Here is a 13,119-nt window from a genome sequence, read left to right on the forward strand (position 1 = left end):
GTCATCATCAGTCCCGTACCCCGAGCACTGGAGATCCGATGACCGTTCTCGACGAGAGCACCCGTCTGTCGCTGTCCACCGCGATGCGGGAGGGCTCGCTGGCCGAGCACCAGGCCGCGGAGGACTCCGCCTTCATGTCCGAGCTGCTCGCCGGCCGGGTCGACGAGCAGGGGTACGCCGCCTACCTGCTGCGCCTGCGCACGGTCTATGCGGCCATGGAGGAGACCGTCCGCGCCCACGCCGCCGACCCGATCGTCGCCGCGGTCGCCGACCCGGCGCTGGAGCGGCTCGCCGCCATCGACGCCGACCTCGACCACTGGCTCCCCGGCGGGCCCCGCACCGTCGAGTCGCCGGCCGCGGCGGCGTACCGCGAGCGCGTCCTCGCGGCCGGCGCGTGGGGCGGCCTGCTCGCCGCGCACCACTACACCCGCTACCTCGGCGACCTCTCCGGCGGCCAGGCGATCGGCCGGATCCTCGACCGCACCTTCGAGCTCGACGGCTCCGGCATCGCCTTCTACGACTTCGCCGAGATCCCGAAGCCGAAGCCGTACAAGGACGGCTACCGCGCCCGCCTCGACGCGCTCGGCCTCTCCGAGGCCGACATCGCCCGCGTCGTCGACGAGGTCAAGGTCGCCTTCCGGCTCAACCAGGCGCTCTTCGCCGAGCTCGCCCGGAGCCTGGACGCCTACCGCCGCTGAGGTGGATAGCCTTCGCTGTGTGAGGGTTCTCGTCACCGGCGCGGCCGGCAGCATCGGGCGCGTCGTCACCGTCGGCCTCGCCGACCGCGGCCACACCGTGGTCGGCCTCGACCGGGTGCCGCAGCCCGACGGCACCGACAGCACGTGGTACTCGGTCGACTGCGCGGACGCCGACGCGGTAGCCGCGGTCTTCGACGAGGAGTCCGTCGACGCCGTCGTGCACCTCGCCGGCCACCCGGACGAGGCGAGCCTCCCCGACTCGCTGACCTCGCACGTCGTCACCACCGCGGCCCTGCTGGACGCGATGGTCGAGCACGACGTCGGCCGGCTCGTGTACGCGTCCTCCAACCACGCGGTCGGCCGGACGCCGCGCCCCGCGGACGGCGAGCTCGTGGGGGTCGACGCCCAGCCCCGCCCGGACACGTTCTACGGCGTCGGCAAGGTCGCCGCCGAGGCGGTGCTGAGCCTGTACGCCGACCGCTACGGCATCGACGCCGTGGCCTGCCGGATCGGGTCGTTCCTCGAGCAGCCCGAGTCCGTGCGCCACCTGTCGACCTGGCTCTCCCACGACGACTGCGTGCGGATGGTCGAGGCCGCGCTCACCGCGACCGCGCCGGGCTTCGCGGTCCTCTACGGCATCTCCGCCAACACCCGCGCCTGGTGGGACCTCGAGCCGGGCCGGGCGCTCGGCTACGAGCCGCTGGACGACGCCGAGGAGTTCGCCGCCCAGGTCGCCGCCGATCCCGGCGACGAGGCGGAGGCGGCGTACGTCGGCGGGCCGTTCGCCACGGCGGCGTACGAGCAGCCGGCGCTGGACCGGTCCTGAGCTCGGCGGCGAGCACTGACGGAAGTGTGAAGACCGCTGGCCGCTCACCGCTCCTGAGGGTGTCGACGCCACCTGGCACCCCGGCCCGTGCCTTCGGGTGAGATCAGCCCGTCGTCCCTCATCGCGGTCAGCTCCAGGCGGATCGTCTGGTCACTGATGCCGGGCAGCGCGACCCGAACGTCACCGATCCTGAACAGCATCGGGGCGTGGTGGAGCACGTACTCGCGGACGCGGCCCTGCTTGGTGCCGGAGGACCGGTCGGACGCTGCACGCAGCTCGAACGTCTCGTATGCCGAGGACAGCGTGGTGACGAAGTAGCTCAGCCACGGCCACGGGTCGTGCTCCTGCTCGTGCCAACCGTGGGTGGAGGCGAGCAGCGCGGCGTAGTAGTCGTCGGCGGTGGTGGCGATCAGCTGCTCCAGCGAGACGTACTGGCCGGCGCCGTAGCCGGCATCCGCGAGGAGCGCGTTCGTCAGCGCGCGCACGACCCGGCCGTTCCCGTCCTCGAACGGGTGGATCGTGAGTAGGTCCAGGACGAACAGGCCGATCAGCAGGATCGGATGGTGCTCGTGCTTCTCGAGCTCCTCGTCGTACCGGGCGATCAGCTCGGTGACGTAGAACTCCGTTCGGGCGGCCGGCACAGGGACGAACCGCACCTCCTGGGTGCCGTCAGGGGAGCGGTCCACCACGAGGTTGTCGCCGACCTTGAGGGCCCCACCGGAGAGCTCTGTGTACTCGAAGAGCTTGCGGTGCAGGTGCAAGAGCAGGCCCACGTTGAGTGGGCGCCAGTCTTCGGTGAAGAGGTAGTCCAGGGCGGCCCGGTAGCCGGCGAGCTCCTGCTCGCTGCGGTTTCGCAAGGTGGTGGCCTTGCCGTCGATGATCTGCGCCGCGCGCGCCCGGTCGGGAACCACGACACCTTCGAGCGCGCTGGACGCGGTGATCGACGCCACCCGGGCGCGCGACGAGAGCTCGGTCAGGAGGGCAGGGAGCTGGTTGCGGAACAGCTCCTCGCGACCGCGGCCCACGTCGATCCTGCTCAGACGCATGACGAGTCCGCTCGGGATCGACTCGAGGATCCGATCCACCGACGAGATCGACAGCACCGAACCTCCCAATGAAATCGCCTAAACATGCTAAGAGGTCACTACCTTAGTACGTTTAGCCGGTTCCATTGGAGGTCCGGGCAGTCCGGGCGCAGGAAGGTGCCGGCCTCGAAGGCACCGGCGGATCCGCCACGCCGAGCTCATCCGGTCCTGGGTTTGGGGGCCTGCGCTTGAGTGGGGCCATGACCCTTCAGCAACGCACCCTCGGCACCACCTCCCCGCTCACCGTCTCCGCCCTCGGCCTCGGCTGCATGGGCATGTCGGAGTTCTACGGCGGGCGCGACGAGGGCGAGGCGATCGCGACCATCCATCGCGCCCTCGACCTCGGCGTCACCTTCCTCGACACCGCCGACATGTACGGCCCGTTCACCAACGAGCAGCTGGTCGGCAAGGCGATCGCCGGCCACCGCGACGAGGTCCGGCTCGCGACCAAGTTCGGCAACGAGCGGCTCCCCGACGGCACCCGGGTCGGGATCAACGGAAGGCCCGAGTACGTCCGCTCCGCATGCGACGCCTCGCTCCAGCGGCTCGGCGTCGACCACATCGACCTCTACTACCAGCACCGCGTCGACCAGACCGTCCCGATCGAGGAGACCGTCGGCGCGATGAGGGAGCTCGTCGAGGCCGGCAAGGTGCGGCACCTCGGCCTCTCCGAGGCATCCCCCGAGACCATCCGCCGCGCGCACGCGGTGCATCCGATCACCGCGCTGCAGACCGAGTACTCGCTGTTCACCCGCGACCTCGAGGACGAGATCCTGCCGACGATCCGCGAGCTCGGCATCGGGCTCGTGCCCTACTCCCCGCTCGGCCGCGGCGTCCTCACCGGCGCCATCACCTCCGAGGAGTCGCTCGACGAGGGCGACTCGCGCCGCTCGGCGTACTTCCCGCGGCTCAACGGCGAGGGCCTGCGGGCGAACCTCCGGCTGGTCGACGCGATCCGCGCGATCGCCGACGAGTTGGGCTGCACGCCCGGCCAGCTCGCGCTGGCGTGGGTGCTCGCCCAGGGCGACGACGTCGCGCCGATCCCGGGCACCAAGCGGGTCAGGTACCTCGAGGAGAACGTCGCCGCGGCCGACGTCGCGCTCACCGACGACGACCTGCGGGCGCTCGAGGAGGCCGTGCCGCGCGGCTCCGTGGTGGGCGACCGCTACGGCGACATGTCCACGATCGACAGCTGACGCCGCAGGCCGGCGACGCAGCCGGCCATCATCCGGTGGTGGTTCCACCGGAGCATCGGGCGGGCGACGTACGACGCCGCGCCCAGCAGGCCGCCGACGGTGACCTGCTGGGCGAGGTCGAGGCGAGTGCCGTGGGTTTCGGCTGCTGACAGCCGAAACCGCACCGATCCCTCGAGGTCGCCGGACAGCGCGACCTCGAGCCGGCCCGGCGAGCGATCGACGGCGTGCAGCAGCAGGTCGAGGGTGTAGGGCAGCGCGGATCGGCAGAGCACCCGCGCGTCGTCCGGCCCGAGCGAGGCGACCGCCACCACCTGGGGCCACCACTCCGGGTAGCGCTCGAGGTCGACCAGCACCGCGTGCACGTCTGCCATGGGCGCGGGCAGGTCCCAGGTGCCGGAGAAGGCGAAGGAGGCGCGCATCCTCGTATCGTGCCCCCCATGACCGAACTCCTCACCGCCGCGCGGGCCTGGGCCGCCGACGACCCCGACCCGCAGACCCGCGCCGAGCTCGAGCGGCTGATCGCGGCGGTGGAGGCCGGCGGCGACGCTGGCCACGCTGCCGGGGAGGATCTCGCCGACCGCTTCGCGGGGACGCTGGAGTTCGGCACGGCGGGCCTGCGCGGCGCGCTCGGCGCCGGCCCCAACCGGATGAACCGGGTCGTCGTGACCCGCGCGGCGGCCGGGCTGGCGGCGTACCTCCGCGACACCGGGCACGAGCGCGGCTCGGTCGTGATCGGGTACGACGCGCGACACAACTCCGACGTCTTCGCCCGCGACACGGCCGAGGTGATGAGCGGGGCCGGGCTGACGGCGTACCTCCTCCCCCGGCCGCTGCCGACGCCGGTGCTGGCGTTCGCGATCCGCGAGCTCGGCTGCGCGGCCGGCGTGATGGTGACCGCGAGCCACAACCCGCCGCAGGACAACGGCTACAAGGTCTACCTCGGCGACGGCAGCCAGATCGTGCCGCCCGCCGACGGCGACATCGCGTCGCGGATCGCCGCGGTGGGCGCGGTCCCCGAGGTGCCGCGCGGCTCCTCGGGGAAGGTGCTCGACGAGGAGATCGTGGACCGCTACCTCGACACGGTCGCCGACCTCGCCGTCGACGGCCCGCGCGACCTCGACCTGGTCTACACGCCGCTGCACGGCGTCGGGGGTACGACGGTGCTGCGGGTGCTCGAGGCGGCCGGGTTCCGCGAGCCCGCGGTCGTGGAGCAGCAGGAGCAGCCGGACCCGGACTTCCCGACCGTCGCGTTCCCCAACCCGGAGGAGCCGGGCGCGATGGACCTCGCGATGGCGCTCGCCGACGAGCGCGGCGCCGACCTGGTGGTCGCCAACGACCCGGACGCCGACCGCTGCGCCGCCGCCGTACCCGGCCCGCACGGGTGGCGGATGCTCCGCGGCGACGAGGTCGGCGCGCTGCTCGCGCACGCGCTGCTGGCCCGGGGCAAGCCGGGCACCTACGCGTGCAGCATCGTCTCGTCCTCGCTGCTCGAGAAGCTGGCCGCCGCGGCGGGCCGGCCGTACGCCGAGACGCTCACCGGCTTCAAGTGGATCGGCAGGATCGACGACCTGGCCTACGGCTACGAGGAGGCGCTGGGCTACTGCGTCGACCCCGAGCACGTGAGGGACAAGGACGGCGTCTCCGCGCTGCTGCTGCTCTGCGAGCTCGCCGCGTCGCTCAAGGCGGCCGGGCGGACGCTCGTCGACCTGCTCGACGACCTCGCCCGCGAGCACGGCCTGCACGCCACCGACCAGCTCTCCGTCCGGGTCACCGACCTCGGCGAGATCGCCGCCGCGATGACCCGCCTCCGGACCTCCCCGCCCGCCTCGCTCGGCGGCCTCGCGGTCGAGGCGGTCGACGACCTCGCCCTCGGCAGCCCCTCGCTGCCCCCGACCGACGGCCTGCGCTACCGCCTCGCCGACGGCGCCCGCGTCATCGTCCGCCCCAGCGGCACCGAGCCCAAGCTCAAGTGCTACCTCGAGGTGGTCGTCCCCGTACCCCCCGAGAACGGTCCCGAGGGGGCCGACGGTGTCGACGCCGCCCGGATCGCCGCCGCCGGCCGCCTCGACGCCCTCCGCGACGGCATCCGGGCCGCCGCCGGCCTCTGAAGACGACCGTGACCGAGCGATACCCCGACCTTCCCGACTGGAACGACGACCCGCCGTCGCCGTCGAGCTCTCGAGAGCCCACCTCGCAGTCGGCTCCCGACCTCCCGGAGGTGCGCGCGCTGCTGGCCGACGGCTGGCAGTTGGCACCTGAGGCGCCGCTGTTCGCGTTCCTGCCCGCGGTGTGGCCACGCGAGCACCGCATCTGGGTCCACGACCGCAGCACGCACTACAGCGAGGAGTTCGTCGACGGCGGACCCGGCCGGCTCGTGGTGGCCGACCGGGAGTCGGTGGAGATGTTCGACAACGACATGGCGGCCCTGTGCGAGTCGGCCGGTGTCCCGAGTCGGCCCGCGGACAGGGTGTGGCTGCTGCGGGTCCCGGCGGAGTCGCGGTGGACCGTGGAGGACGTGCTCGGCGAGATCCGCAGACGCGCCAGGGCCGCGGGAGTTCCCGTGCGGACGTCCCGGCAGTTCACCGACGTCGCCGTCCGGACCGTCCAGGACATGCCCGCCGGCCGCTGAGGCTTCTGCACGCGCCCCGAACGGCTCAGAAGGCCAGCAGCCAGACCAGGAACGCGATCACGAGCACCACGCAGCCGACGATCTCCGGCCAGGCCCAGGTACGCCGCACGCCCGCATCGGTCGGGCCGAACCGCTCCCGGTCCTCCCGGGCGAGCTGGGTGATCCGCTCCTCGGCTATCGCCGATGCCGCCGCAGCCCAACATGACCTCGATCCCGACCGGGCCAGTCTGGCCATCGCCTGGCAGGCCGCACGCGACCAGGTGGTTCAGGCCGCCCACGTGATCACCGATAAGGTCATCGACCCGGTCGGCGCCATCGGCACCAGCGCGCTGGCCACCCCCTAGCCGCGCGACGCGCACGGGCATCGCCACGCATCGTCAAACGAGCGGATCGTTCCGGATTCCAATCTGGAACGCCGAAGACAAGGAGCACGCCGAGCGAGCTGCTTGCAGCCTCGCCACTGACTACGTTAGGTGGCCCCAGACGGTCGCCAGGTTACCGAGGACCTCGACGTGCTGCTCGCCTTCGACCGCTGTCCCGGCGAGCACTGGATCTACCTGCGGACGACCAACCCGATCGAGTCCACCTTCGCCACCGTCAGACTCCGCCAGCGCGTCACCAAGGGACCCGGCTCGCACTGCCTGCGTCGCGATGGCGTTCAAGCTCATCGAGTCCGCCCAGCAGCGTGGGGAGCGGTCGACGCGCCACACCTGGTCGCGCTGGTCCGCGCCGGCGCCACGTTCAACAACGGCAAACTCGTCGCACGACGAGTCAGGAGGTGGTCAGCAAGTCGCATGACACGCCGATCCTCAGGTCTTGAACGTTCCTCGCGCCCGGTCCGGTCAGCCAGACATGCCCGCTTCACTGGAGCGGGACTGTGACGTTGACGGCCGGGATTGCCGGCTGCACCACGCGAGGCGACCTGAGGTTCGCCGGATTGCTCCGAAGCTCCAATGAAGCTCAGGAGATCCTTGGAACCATTCGGCCTGTCCAGGGCCTCTACTACAGAGAGAAGGCTGTACGCGAGAGTTATGCGCCCCCAAGACGGGCGCCGGACCAGCGTTGACGCCAGCGAAAGGTACGGAGCCATCGGGACTGACGCGGAGTTTGAGGCGTACGTGGCAGCCAGGTGGACGAGCCTGGTGCGTTCTGCCTACCTGATGGGATGCGCGGTTCCGGATGCCGAGGATCTTGTGCAGACCACGTTGGCTGATCTCTACCGACGATGGGACCGGGTTTCGGCCGCGGGTGACCCCGACGGCTATGTCTACCGAAGTCTCCTGAACCGATTTCGACGGTCGCGGAGACGTCGCTGGTGGGGTGAACAACCGGTCGGGGACCTCCCCGAAGACAGGGCGGGCTCGAGCGACGACTCCACCGATGGCCTGGACCTGCGCGCAGCCTTGCGCCGGGTGCCGGCTGAGCGCCGCGCCGTCTTGGTCTTGAAGTTCTTTCACGATCTCACCGAACCGGAGATCGCCACGCTACTCGGCACACCCTTGGGGACCGTCAAGAGCCGGACAGCACGGGGGATGGAGGATCTCCGGCGCCTCTATCTGTCCGGCCACATCCATGTACAGGAGGAAGCATGAACCGGAACCTGGCCGACGAATTGAAGCAAGTAGCGCAGTCACCCACAATCGCGCCTCCGCCGACGATCGACGCTCTCGTCACCCGGTCTCATCGCCATCGCGGGCTGATGACGGGAGCCGTGGTCATCGCGCTTGCAGCCGCCGCTCTTGCTGTGGTTCGGGTCCTCCCGGACAACGGGGGGTCTGCGACACAACCTGTCACCTCGGCACAGACTCGAGCTACGGGCGACGTGATCAGCGATGATCCCTTCGTCCTCGACTGTCCCCCGGGAATCTCCCGCGACGACGTATCTATCGACTTCGGACCCGACGGCTACACGTCAGCACAGGAGGCGGTGTCAGGAATGCTCCAAGACGGGGAAAGCGCCAGCGAAGCCCGCGCCACGACCACCAACGGCGAAGCCGAGATCGCGTTGATCCGGCGTGACGGCACAACGCGCGCGGTGGTCACGGTCGCGAAGTACGAATCCAGATGGCGTCCCTCGGCCGTCTCGGGATGCGCCGGGGAGACCATCGGTCTCAAGTAGCGGACGTGCGGATTGGTGCGAACACGGACGGAACCTCTCAGACGCCTGCAGCCTCGCTTCACCACGTGCCTCCGAGCGGGAGTCGGTGGAGATGTTCGACAACGACATGACGGCCCGGTGCGAGTCGGCCGGTGTGCCGAGTCGGCCCGCGGACAGATCAGGTGCGACGGCACTCAGAGGGCCAGCAGCCAGACCAGGAACGCGATCACGAGCACCACACAGCCGACGATCTCCGGCCAGGCCCAGGTACGCCGCACGCCCGCATCGGTCGGGCCGAACCGCTCCCGGTCCTCCTGGGCGAGCTGGGTGATCCGCTCCTCGACGTACAGCTGGTAGGTGTCCTGCGCGGTCGGGTCGATCGCGTCGCCGCGGGCGCTGCGCCGCCGGGTCCGGATCTTCTGGCGGGCGGTGTAGCCGACGACCGGGGACAGGTAGCGCCGGCCGCCGGCGCTGACCGCCGTCACCTGCGAGACCGCGACCCGGTCGATCGAGCCGAGCGGGATCTCCTCGGTATGGAACATGCCGCGCATGACCAGCGTGCGCTCGGTCGCCCAGAGCGCGGGCCGCAGCATCGCGCACCACACGAGGAGGGTGCCGAGGACGGCCAGGATGGCGACGCCGAGGGGCCGCCCGGTCTCCCAGGGGAGTACGGCGAGGGCCAGGATGCCGAGGGTCAAGGCCAGTCCGACGTACCCGCTGACCTGTCCGTTGGTCGCGTGGAACCGTTCGCTGACGGCGGGGGCCATGGGGCGTCTCCTGGGTTGTGGCGCGGTGCGCGCACAACCCTATGCTGGGTCGGTGAGCAGCACGTCCACCCTCCTCGGCTCGACGTTCGACGACGTCACCGGGTCCGAGACCTCGCTGCGGCGCTTCCTGCACGGGCTGCCCGGCGTGGACCAGGTCGGCGCGGAGGCGCGCGCGGCCGGTCTCGGGACCCGCTCCATCAAGACCACCGCGAAGGAGTTCGCCCTGGACCTGGCGATCCGCATGGTCGACCTGACCACGCTGGAGGGCCAGGACACCCCGGGCAAGGTGCGTGCGCTCGCCGCCAAGGCGATGCGCCCCGACCCGGCCGACCCGACCTGCCCGTCGGTCGCCGCGGTCTGCGTGTACGCCGACCTGGTGGCTCCGGTGCGCGAGGTCGTCGGCGACCGCGTGCACGTCGCGGCCGTCGCCACGGCGTTCCCGAGCGGCCGCGCGGCCCTCGACATCAAGCTCGCCGACACCCGCGACGCGGTCGAGGCCGGCGCCGACGAGATCGACATGGTGATCGACCGCGGCGCATTCCTCTCGGGCCGCTACCTGCAGGTCTTCGAGGAGATCGTCGCGGTCAAGGAGGCGTGTCGCCAGAAGAATGGGGAGAGCGCACATCTGAAGGTCATCTTCGAGACCGGTGAGCTCCAGACCTACGACAACGTACGCCGGGCGAGCTGGCTGGCGATGCTGGCCGGCGGCGACTTCATCAAGACCTCCACGGGCAAGGTGCAGCCGGCCGCGACCCTGCCGGTCACGCTGGTCATGCTCGAGGCGGTCCGCGACTTCCGCGAGCAGACCGGCACGATGATCGGCGTGAAGCCGGCGGGCGGCATCCGTACGGCGAAGGACGCGATCAAGTACCTCGTGATGGTCAACGAGGTCGCCGGTCCCGACTGGCTGGACCCGGGCCGGTTCCGCTTCGGGGCCTCCACGCTGCTCAACGACCTGCTGATGCAGCGCTCCAGGATGCGGACCGGCCGCTACTCCGGCCCCGACTACTTCACGCTGGACTGATCCCCCATGACTTTCGAATATGCCCCAGCACCCGAGTCGCGCAGCATCGTCGACATCAAGCCGTCGTACGGGCTGTTCGTCGACGGCGAGTTCGTCGACGGCCACGGCAAGAGCTTCAAGACGATCAGTCCCGCCACCGAGGAGGTCCTCGCCGAGGTCGCCGAGGCCGACGAGGCCGACGTCGACGCCGCGGTCAAGGCCGCCCGCGGGGCCTACGACAGGGTCTGGTCGAGGATGCCGGGCCGCGAGCGCGCCAAGTACCTCTACCGGATCGCGCGGATCGTCCAGGAGCGCGGCCGCGAGCTCGCCGTCCTGGAGTCGCTCGACAACGGCAAGCCGATCAGGGAGTCCCGCGACGTCGACGTCCCGACCGCCGCCGCGCACTTCTTCTACTACGCCGGCTGGGCCGACAAGCTTCAGTACGCCCTGCCGAATTCCGGGGCACGCGGCACCGACCCGCAGCCGCTCGGTGTCGCCGGCCAGGTGATCCCGTGGAACTTCCCGCTGCTGATGCTGGCGTGGAAGATCGCGCCCGCGCTGGCGTGCGGCAACACCGTGGTGCTCAAGCCCGCCGAGACCACGCCCCTGACGGCGCTGCTGTTCGCCGAGATCTGCCAGCAGGCCGACCTTCCGGCCGGCGTCGTCAACATCGTCACCGGCGCCGGCGCGACCGGCCAGGCGCTCGTGGGCCACCCGGGCATCGACAAGGTCGCCTTCACCGGCTCGACCGAGGTCGGCAAGGCGATCGCCCGCACGGTCGCCGGCACCGACAAGAGGGTGACCCTCGAGCTCGGCGGCAAGGCCGCGAACATCGTCTTCGACGACGCCCCGCTCGACCAGGCGGTCGAGGGCATCGTCGACGGCATCTTCTTCAACCAGGGCCACGTCTGCTGCGCCGGCTCGCGTCTGCTCGTGCAGGAGTCGATCGCCGAGGAGCTGCTGGCCAGGCTCAAGCGCCGGATGTCCACGCTGCGCGTGGGCGACCCGCTGGACAAGAACACCGACATCGGCGCGATCAACTCTCACCTGCAACTCGCCCGCATCCGGGAGCTGGTAGAGATCGGCGAGGCCGAGGTCGGGTCCGGGGAGGGCGCCGGGCGCTGGTCGCCCGAGTGCGAGCTGCCCCAGCACGGCTTCTGGTTCCCGCCGACGCTGTTCACCGGCGTCTCCCAGGCCCACCGGATCGCCCGCGAGGAGATCTTCGGCCCGGTGCTGTCGGTGCTGACCTTCCGGACGCCGGCCGAGGCGGTCGAGAAGGCCAACAACACGCCGTACGGCCTCTCCGCGGGGGTCTGGACCGACAAGGGTTCGCGGATCCTGTCCATCGCCGACCAGCTGCGCGCCGGGGTGGTGTGGGCCAACACGTTCAACAAGTTCGACCCGACCAGCCCGTTCGGCGGCTACCAGGAGTCGGGCTACGGCCGCGAGGGCGGCCGCCACGGTCTGGAGGCCTACCTCAAGTGACTGCACGCGTCGACGTCCGCAAGACCTACAAGCTCTACATCGGGGGCGCGTTCCCCCGCTCCGAGTCCGGCCACTCCTACGAGGTGACCGACAGCAGGGGGAGGTTCGTGGCCAACGCCGCCCTCGCCTCCCGCAAGGACGCGCGCGACGCGGTCCTCGCAGCAAGGAAGGCGTTGGGGCCCTGGGCCCAGCGGTCCTCGTACAACCGGGCCCAGATTCTCTACCGCGTCGCCGAGGTGATGGAGGACCGGCGCCCGCAGTTCGTGCAGGCGATCGTCCGGTCCGAGGGCCTGTCGACGGCCAAGGCCGAGAGGGCGCTCGACGAGGCCATCGACCGGCTGGTCTGGTACGCCGGCTGGGCGGACAAGATCACCCAGGTGGTCGGCAACGCCAACCCGGTGGCCGGCCCGTTCTTCAACCTCTCCACGCCCGAGCCGACCGGCGTGGTCGCCGTCCTCGCGCCCCAGGAGTCGAGCCTGCTCGGCCTGGTCAGCGTGGTCGCGCCCGCGATCGTCACCGGCAACACGGTGGTCGTGGTGTCGTCGTACGACCGGCCGCTGCCCGCGGTGACGTTCGCCGAGGTGCTCGCGACCTCCGACGTGCCCGGCGGCGTGGTCAACATCCTCACCGGCTCCGCCGCGACCCTCGGCCCCTGGCTGGCCGCGCACATGGACGTCGACGCGATCGACCTCACCGGCATCGCCGGCCAGACCGCGCTCGCCACCGACCTCGAGATCGCGGCGGCCGACAACCTCAAGCGGGTACGCCGCGCGCCGGCCGCCGAGCCGGACTGGACGCTCGACCCCGGGCTCGAGCCGATGACGGCGTTCCTGGAGATCAAGACCGTCTGGCACCCGATCGGCGTATGAGCGAGCCCGGCGGGTGGCCGCGGCAGCCGGACTCCCGCACCTGCGGGCCGTCCGTGGTCGTGGTCCGGGCGGGCCTGCCCGGGCCGTGGCCGCGGTTCCGCGAGGACGTGCTCGCGACGCACCGGCGACTCAACCGGCTCTGGCCGCGCGCACTCGGTACGACGCCGTGGGCGATCGCCCGCGAGCTCCGTATGACGGGGCGGGGCGGCCGGGTGCGCCGCTATCGCCGCGCGGAGGTCCTCGCGGCGCTGCCGGACCCGGTGCCGGTCTACCTCGGCAGCCGGTGGCTGCCCCGGCACGTCGTGCTCGTGCTCGGCGAGCACGACGGCGAGCCGGTGGTCTACGACCCCGCCCTCGGCGCGGCCGTGCCGATGTCGGCCGCCCGCTGGCGGCACGCGTGGTGGGCGATCCTGCCCGGCTGATCCTCTCCGGCTGAGCGCCTTCGCCCGCGCGATCGATCGAC

At 71.3% G+C, this 13,119-nt stretch carries 15 protein-coding genes and 1 pseudogene; 12 read left to right on the top strand and 4 right to left on the bottom strand.

Annotated elements, in window-relative coordinates:
* Positions 1–38 precede the first annotated feature (38 nt).
* Positions 39–698: a biliverdin-producing heme oxygenase gene (locus ACYVKX_RS07770; protein ID WP_460830322.1), complete on the top strand. Its 660-nt coding sequence runs from the start codon at positions 39–41 to the stop codon at positions 696–698.
* Between the two features lie 19 nt (positions 699–717).
* Complete coding sequence (locus ACYVKX_RS07775) at positions 718–1,524, top strand: NAD-dependent epimerase/dehydratase family protein (protein ID WP_460830324.1); 807 nt, start codon at positions 718–720, stop codon at positions 1,522–1,524.
* Between the two features lie 44 nt (positions 1,525–1,568).
* On the opposite strand, the gene ACYVKX_RS07780 is transcribed toward ACYVKX_RS07775, so the two are convergent.
* Complete coding sequence (locus ACYVKX_RS07780; RefSeq protein WP_460830329.1) at positions 1,569–2,570, bottom strand: Fic family protein; 1,002 nt, start codon at positions 2,568–2,570, stop codon at positions 1,569–1,571.
* Positions 2,571–2,809: 239 nt separating this feature from the next.
* Between ACYVKX_RS07780 and ACYVKX_RS07785 the strand changes: the two genes are divergently transcribed.
* Complete coding sequence (locus tag ACYVKX_RS07785; RefSeq protein ID WP_460830331.1) at positions 2,810–3,805, top strand: aldo/keto reductase; 996 nt, start codon at positions 2,810–2,812, stop codon at positions 3,803–3,805.
* Here the strand turns inward: ACYVKX_RS07785 and ACYVKX_RS07790 are convergent.
* Positions 3,775–4,224, bottom strand: a complete 450-nt coding sequence (locus ACYVKX_RS07790) for an SRPBCC family protein (protein WP_460830335.1) — start codon at positions 4,222–4,224, stop codon at positions 3,775–3,777. The genes ACYVKX_RS07785 and ACYVKX_RS07790 overlap by 31 nt on opposite strands.
* A gap of 18 nt (positions 4,225–4,242) precedes the next feature.
* On the opposite strand from ACYVKX_RS07790, the gene ACYVKX_RS07795 reads away from it, so the two are divergent.
* Both ACYVKX_RS07795 and ACYVKX_RS07800 read left to right on the top strand, forming a co-directional pair.
* A complete protein-coding gene (locus ACYVKX_RS07795; protein ID WP_460830340.1) occupies positions 4,243–5,913 on the top strand; it encodes a phospho-sugar mutase in 1,671 nt (556 codons plus the stop codon).
* A gap of 8 nt (positions 5,914–5,921) precedes the next feature.
* Positions 5,922–6,434, top strand: a complete 513-nt coding sequence (locus tag ACYVKX_RS07800) for a DUF5956 family protein (RefSeq protein WP_460830343.1) — start codon at positions 5,922–5,924, stop codon at positions 6,432–6,434.
* A 25-nt stretch (positions 6,435–6,459) separates the two neighbouring features.
* On the opposite strand, the gene ACYVKX_RS07805 is transcribed toward ACYVKX_RS07800, so the two are convergent.
* On the bottom strand, positions 6,460–6,669 hold the full coding sequence (locus ACYVKX_RS07805) for a hypothetical protein (protein WP_460830347.1): 210 nt from the start codon (positions 6,667–6,669) through the stop codon (positions 6,460–6,462).
* Between the two features lie 170 nt (positions 6,670–6,839).
* Between ACYVKX_RS07805 and ACYVKX_RS07810 the strand changes: the two are divergent.
* The 3 genes and pseudogenes from ACYVKX_RS07810 to ACYVKX_RS07820 all read left to right on the top strand — a co-directional run.
* Positions 6,840–7,315, top strand: a pseudogene (locus ACYVKX_RS07810) (transposase); the annotation flags it as partial.
* 207 nt (positions 7,316–7,522) lie between these two features.
* A complete protein-coding gene (locus ACYVKX_RS07815) occupies positions 7,523–8,026 on the top strand; it encodes a SigE family RNA polymerase sigma factor (RefSeq protein WP_460830972.1) in 504 nt (167 codons plus the stop codon).
* On the top strand, positions 8,023–8,553 hold the full coding sequence (locus tag ACYVKX_RS07820; RefSeq protein WP_460830351.1) for a hypothetical protein: 531 nt from the start codon (positions 8,023–8,025) through the stop codon (positions 8,551–8,553). Before ACYVKX_RS07815 ends, ACYVKX_RS07820 begins: the two co-directional genes overlap by 4 nt.
* A 173-nt stretch (positions 8,554–8,726) precedes the next feature.
* Here the strand turns inward: ACYVKX_RS07820 and ACYVKX_RS07825 are convergent, their stop codons facing one another.
* Positions 8,727–9,299: a hypothetical protein gene (locus ACYVKX_RS07825; protein WP_460830354.1), complete on the bottom strand. Its 573-nt coding sequence runs from the start codon at positions 9,297–9,299 to the stop codon at positions 8,727–8,729.
* 52 nt (positions 9,300–9,351) lie between these two features.
* Here ACYVKX_RS07825 and deoC point away from each other — a divergent pair, with 52 nt between their 5' ends.
* Genes deoC through ACYVKX_RS07845 form a run of 4 tightly spaced genes read left to right on the top strand, consistent with a single transcriptional unit; the run spans position 9,352 to position 13,078 of the window.
* A complete protein-coding gene (gene deoC, locus ACYVKX_RS07830) occupies positions 9,352–10,323 on the top strand; it encodes a deoxyribose-phosphate aldolase (protein WP_460830356.1) in 972 nt (323 codons plus the stop codon).
* Positions 10,324–10,329: 6 nt separating this feature from the next.
* Positions 10,330–11,787, top strand: coding sequence for an aldehyde dehydrogenase family protein (locus tag ACYVKX_RS07835; protein ID WP_460830358.1), 1,458 nt, complete (start codon positions 10,330–10,332; stop codon positions 11,785–11,787).
* Positions 11,784–12,656, top strand: coding sequence for an aldehyde dehydrogenase family protein (locus ACYVKX_RS07840; RefSeq protein WP_460830360.1), 873 nt, complete (start codon positions 11,784–11,786; stop codon positions 12,654–12,656). The genes ACYVKX_RS07835 and ACYVKX_RS07840 overlap by 4 nt, the downstream gene beginning before the upstream one ends.
* Positions 12,653–13,078: a hypothetical protein gene (locus ACYVKX_RS07845; protein WP_460830364.1), complete on the top strand. Its 426-nt coding sequence runs from the start codon at positions 12,653–12,655 to the stop codon at positions 13,076–13,078. The genes ACYVKX_RS07840 and ACYVKX_RS07845 overlap by 4 nt, the downstream gene beginning before the upstream one ends.
* The last annotated feature ends 41 nt before the right edge of the window (positions 13,079–13,119 follow it).

The sequence above is a fragment of the Nocardioides hungaricus genome (genome assembly GCF_054782915.1).

Coding starts and splice junctions, on each gene's coding strand:
- ACYVKX_RS07795 (WP_460830340.1), top strand. CDS start 4,243: ATGACCGAACTCCTCACCGCCGCGCGGGCCTGGGCCGCCGACGACCCC.
- ACYVKX_RS07790 (WP_460830335.1), bottom strand. CDS start 4,224: ATGCGCGCCTCCTTCGCCTTCTCCGGCACCTGGGACCTGCCCGCGCCC.
- ACYVKX_RS07770 (WP_460830322.1), top strand. CDS start 39: ATGACCGTTCTCGACGAGAGCACCCGTCTGTCGCTGTCCACCGCGATG.
- ACYVKX_RS07805 (WP_460830347.1), bottom strand. CDS start 6,669: ATGGCCAGACTGGCCCGGTCGGGATCGAGGTCATGTTGGGCTGCGGCG.
- ACYVKX_RS07835 (WP_460830358.1), top strand. CDS start 10,330: ATGACTTTCGAATATGCCCCAGCACCCGAGTCGCGCAGCATCGTCGAC.
- ACYVKX_RS07845 (WP_460830364.1), top strand. CDS start 12,653: ATGAGCGAGCCCGGCGGGTGGCCGCGGCAGCCGGACTCCCGCACCTGC.
- ACYVKX_RS07785 (WP_460830331.1), top strand. CDS start 2,810: ATGACCCTTCAGCAACGCACCCTCGGCACCACCTCCCCGCTCACCGTC.
- ACYVKX_RS07825 (WP_460830354.1), bottom strand. CDS start 9,299: ATGGCCCCCGCCGTCAGCGAACGGTTCCACGCGACCAACGGACAGGTC.
- ACYVKX_RS07820 (WP_460830351.1), top strand. CDS start 8,023: ATGAACCGGAACCTGGCCGACGAATTGAAGCAAGTAGCGCAGTCACCC.
- ACYVKX_RS07780 (WP_460830329.1), bottom strand. CDS start 2,570: ATGCGTCTGAGCAGGATCGACGTGGGCCGCGGTCGCGAGGAGCTGTTC.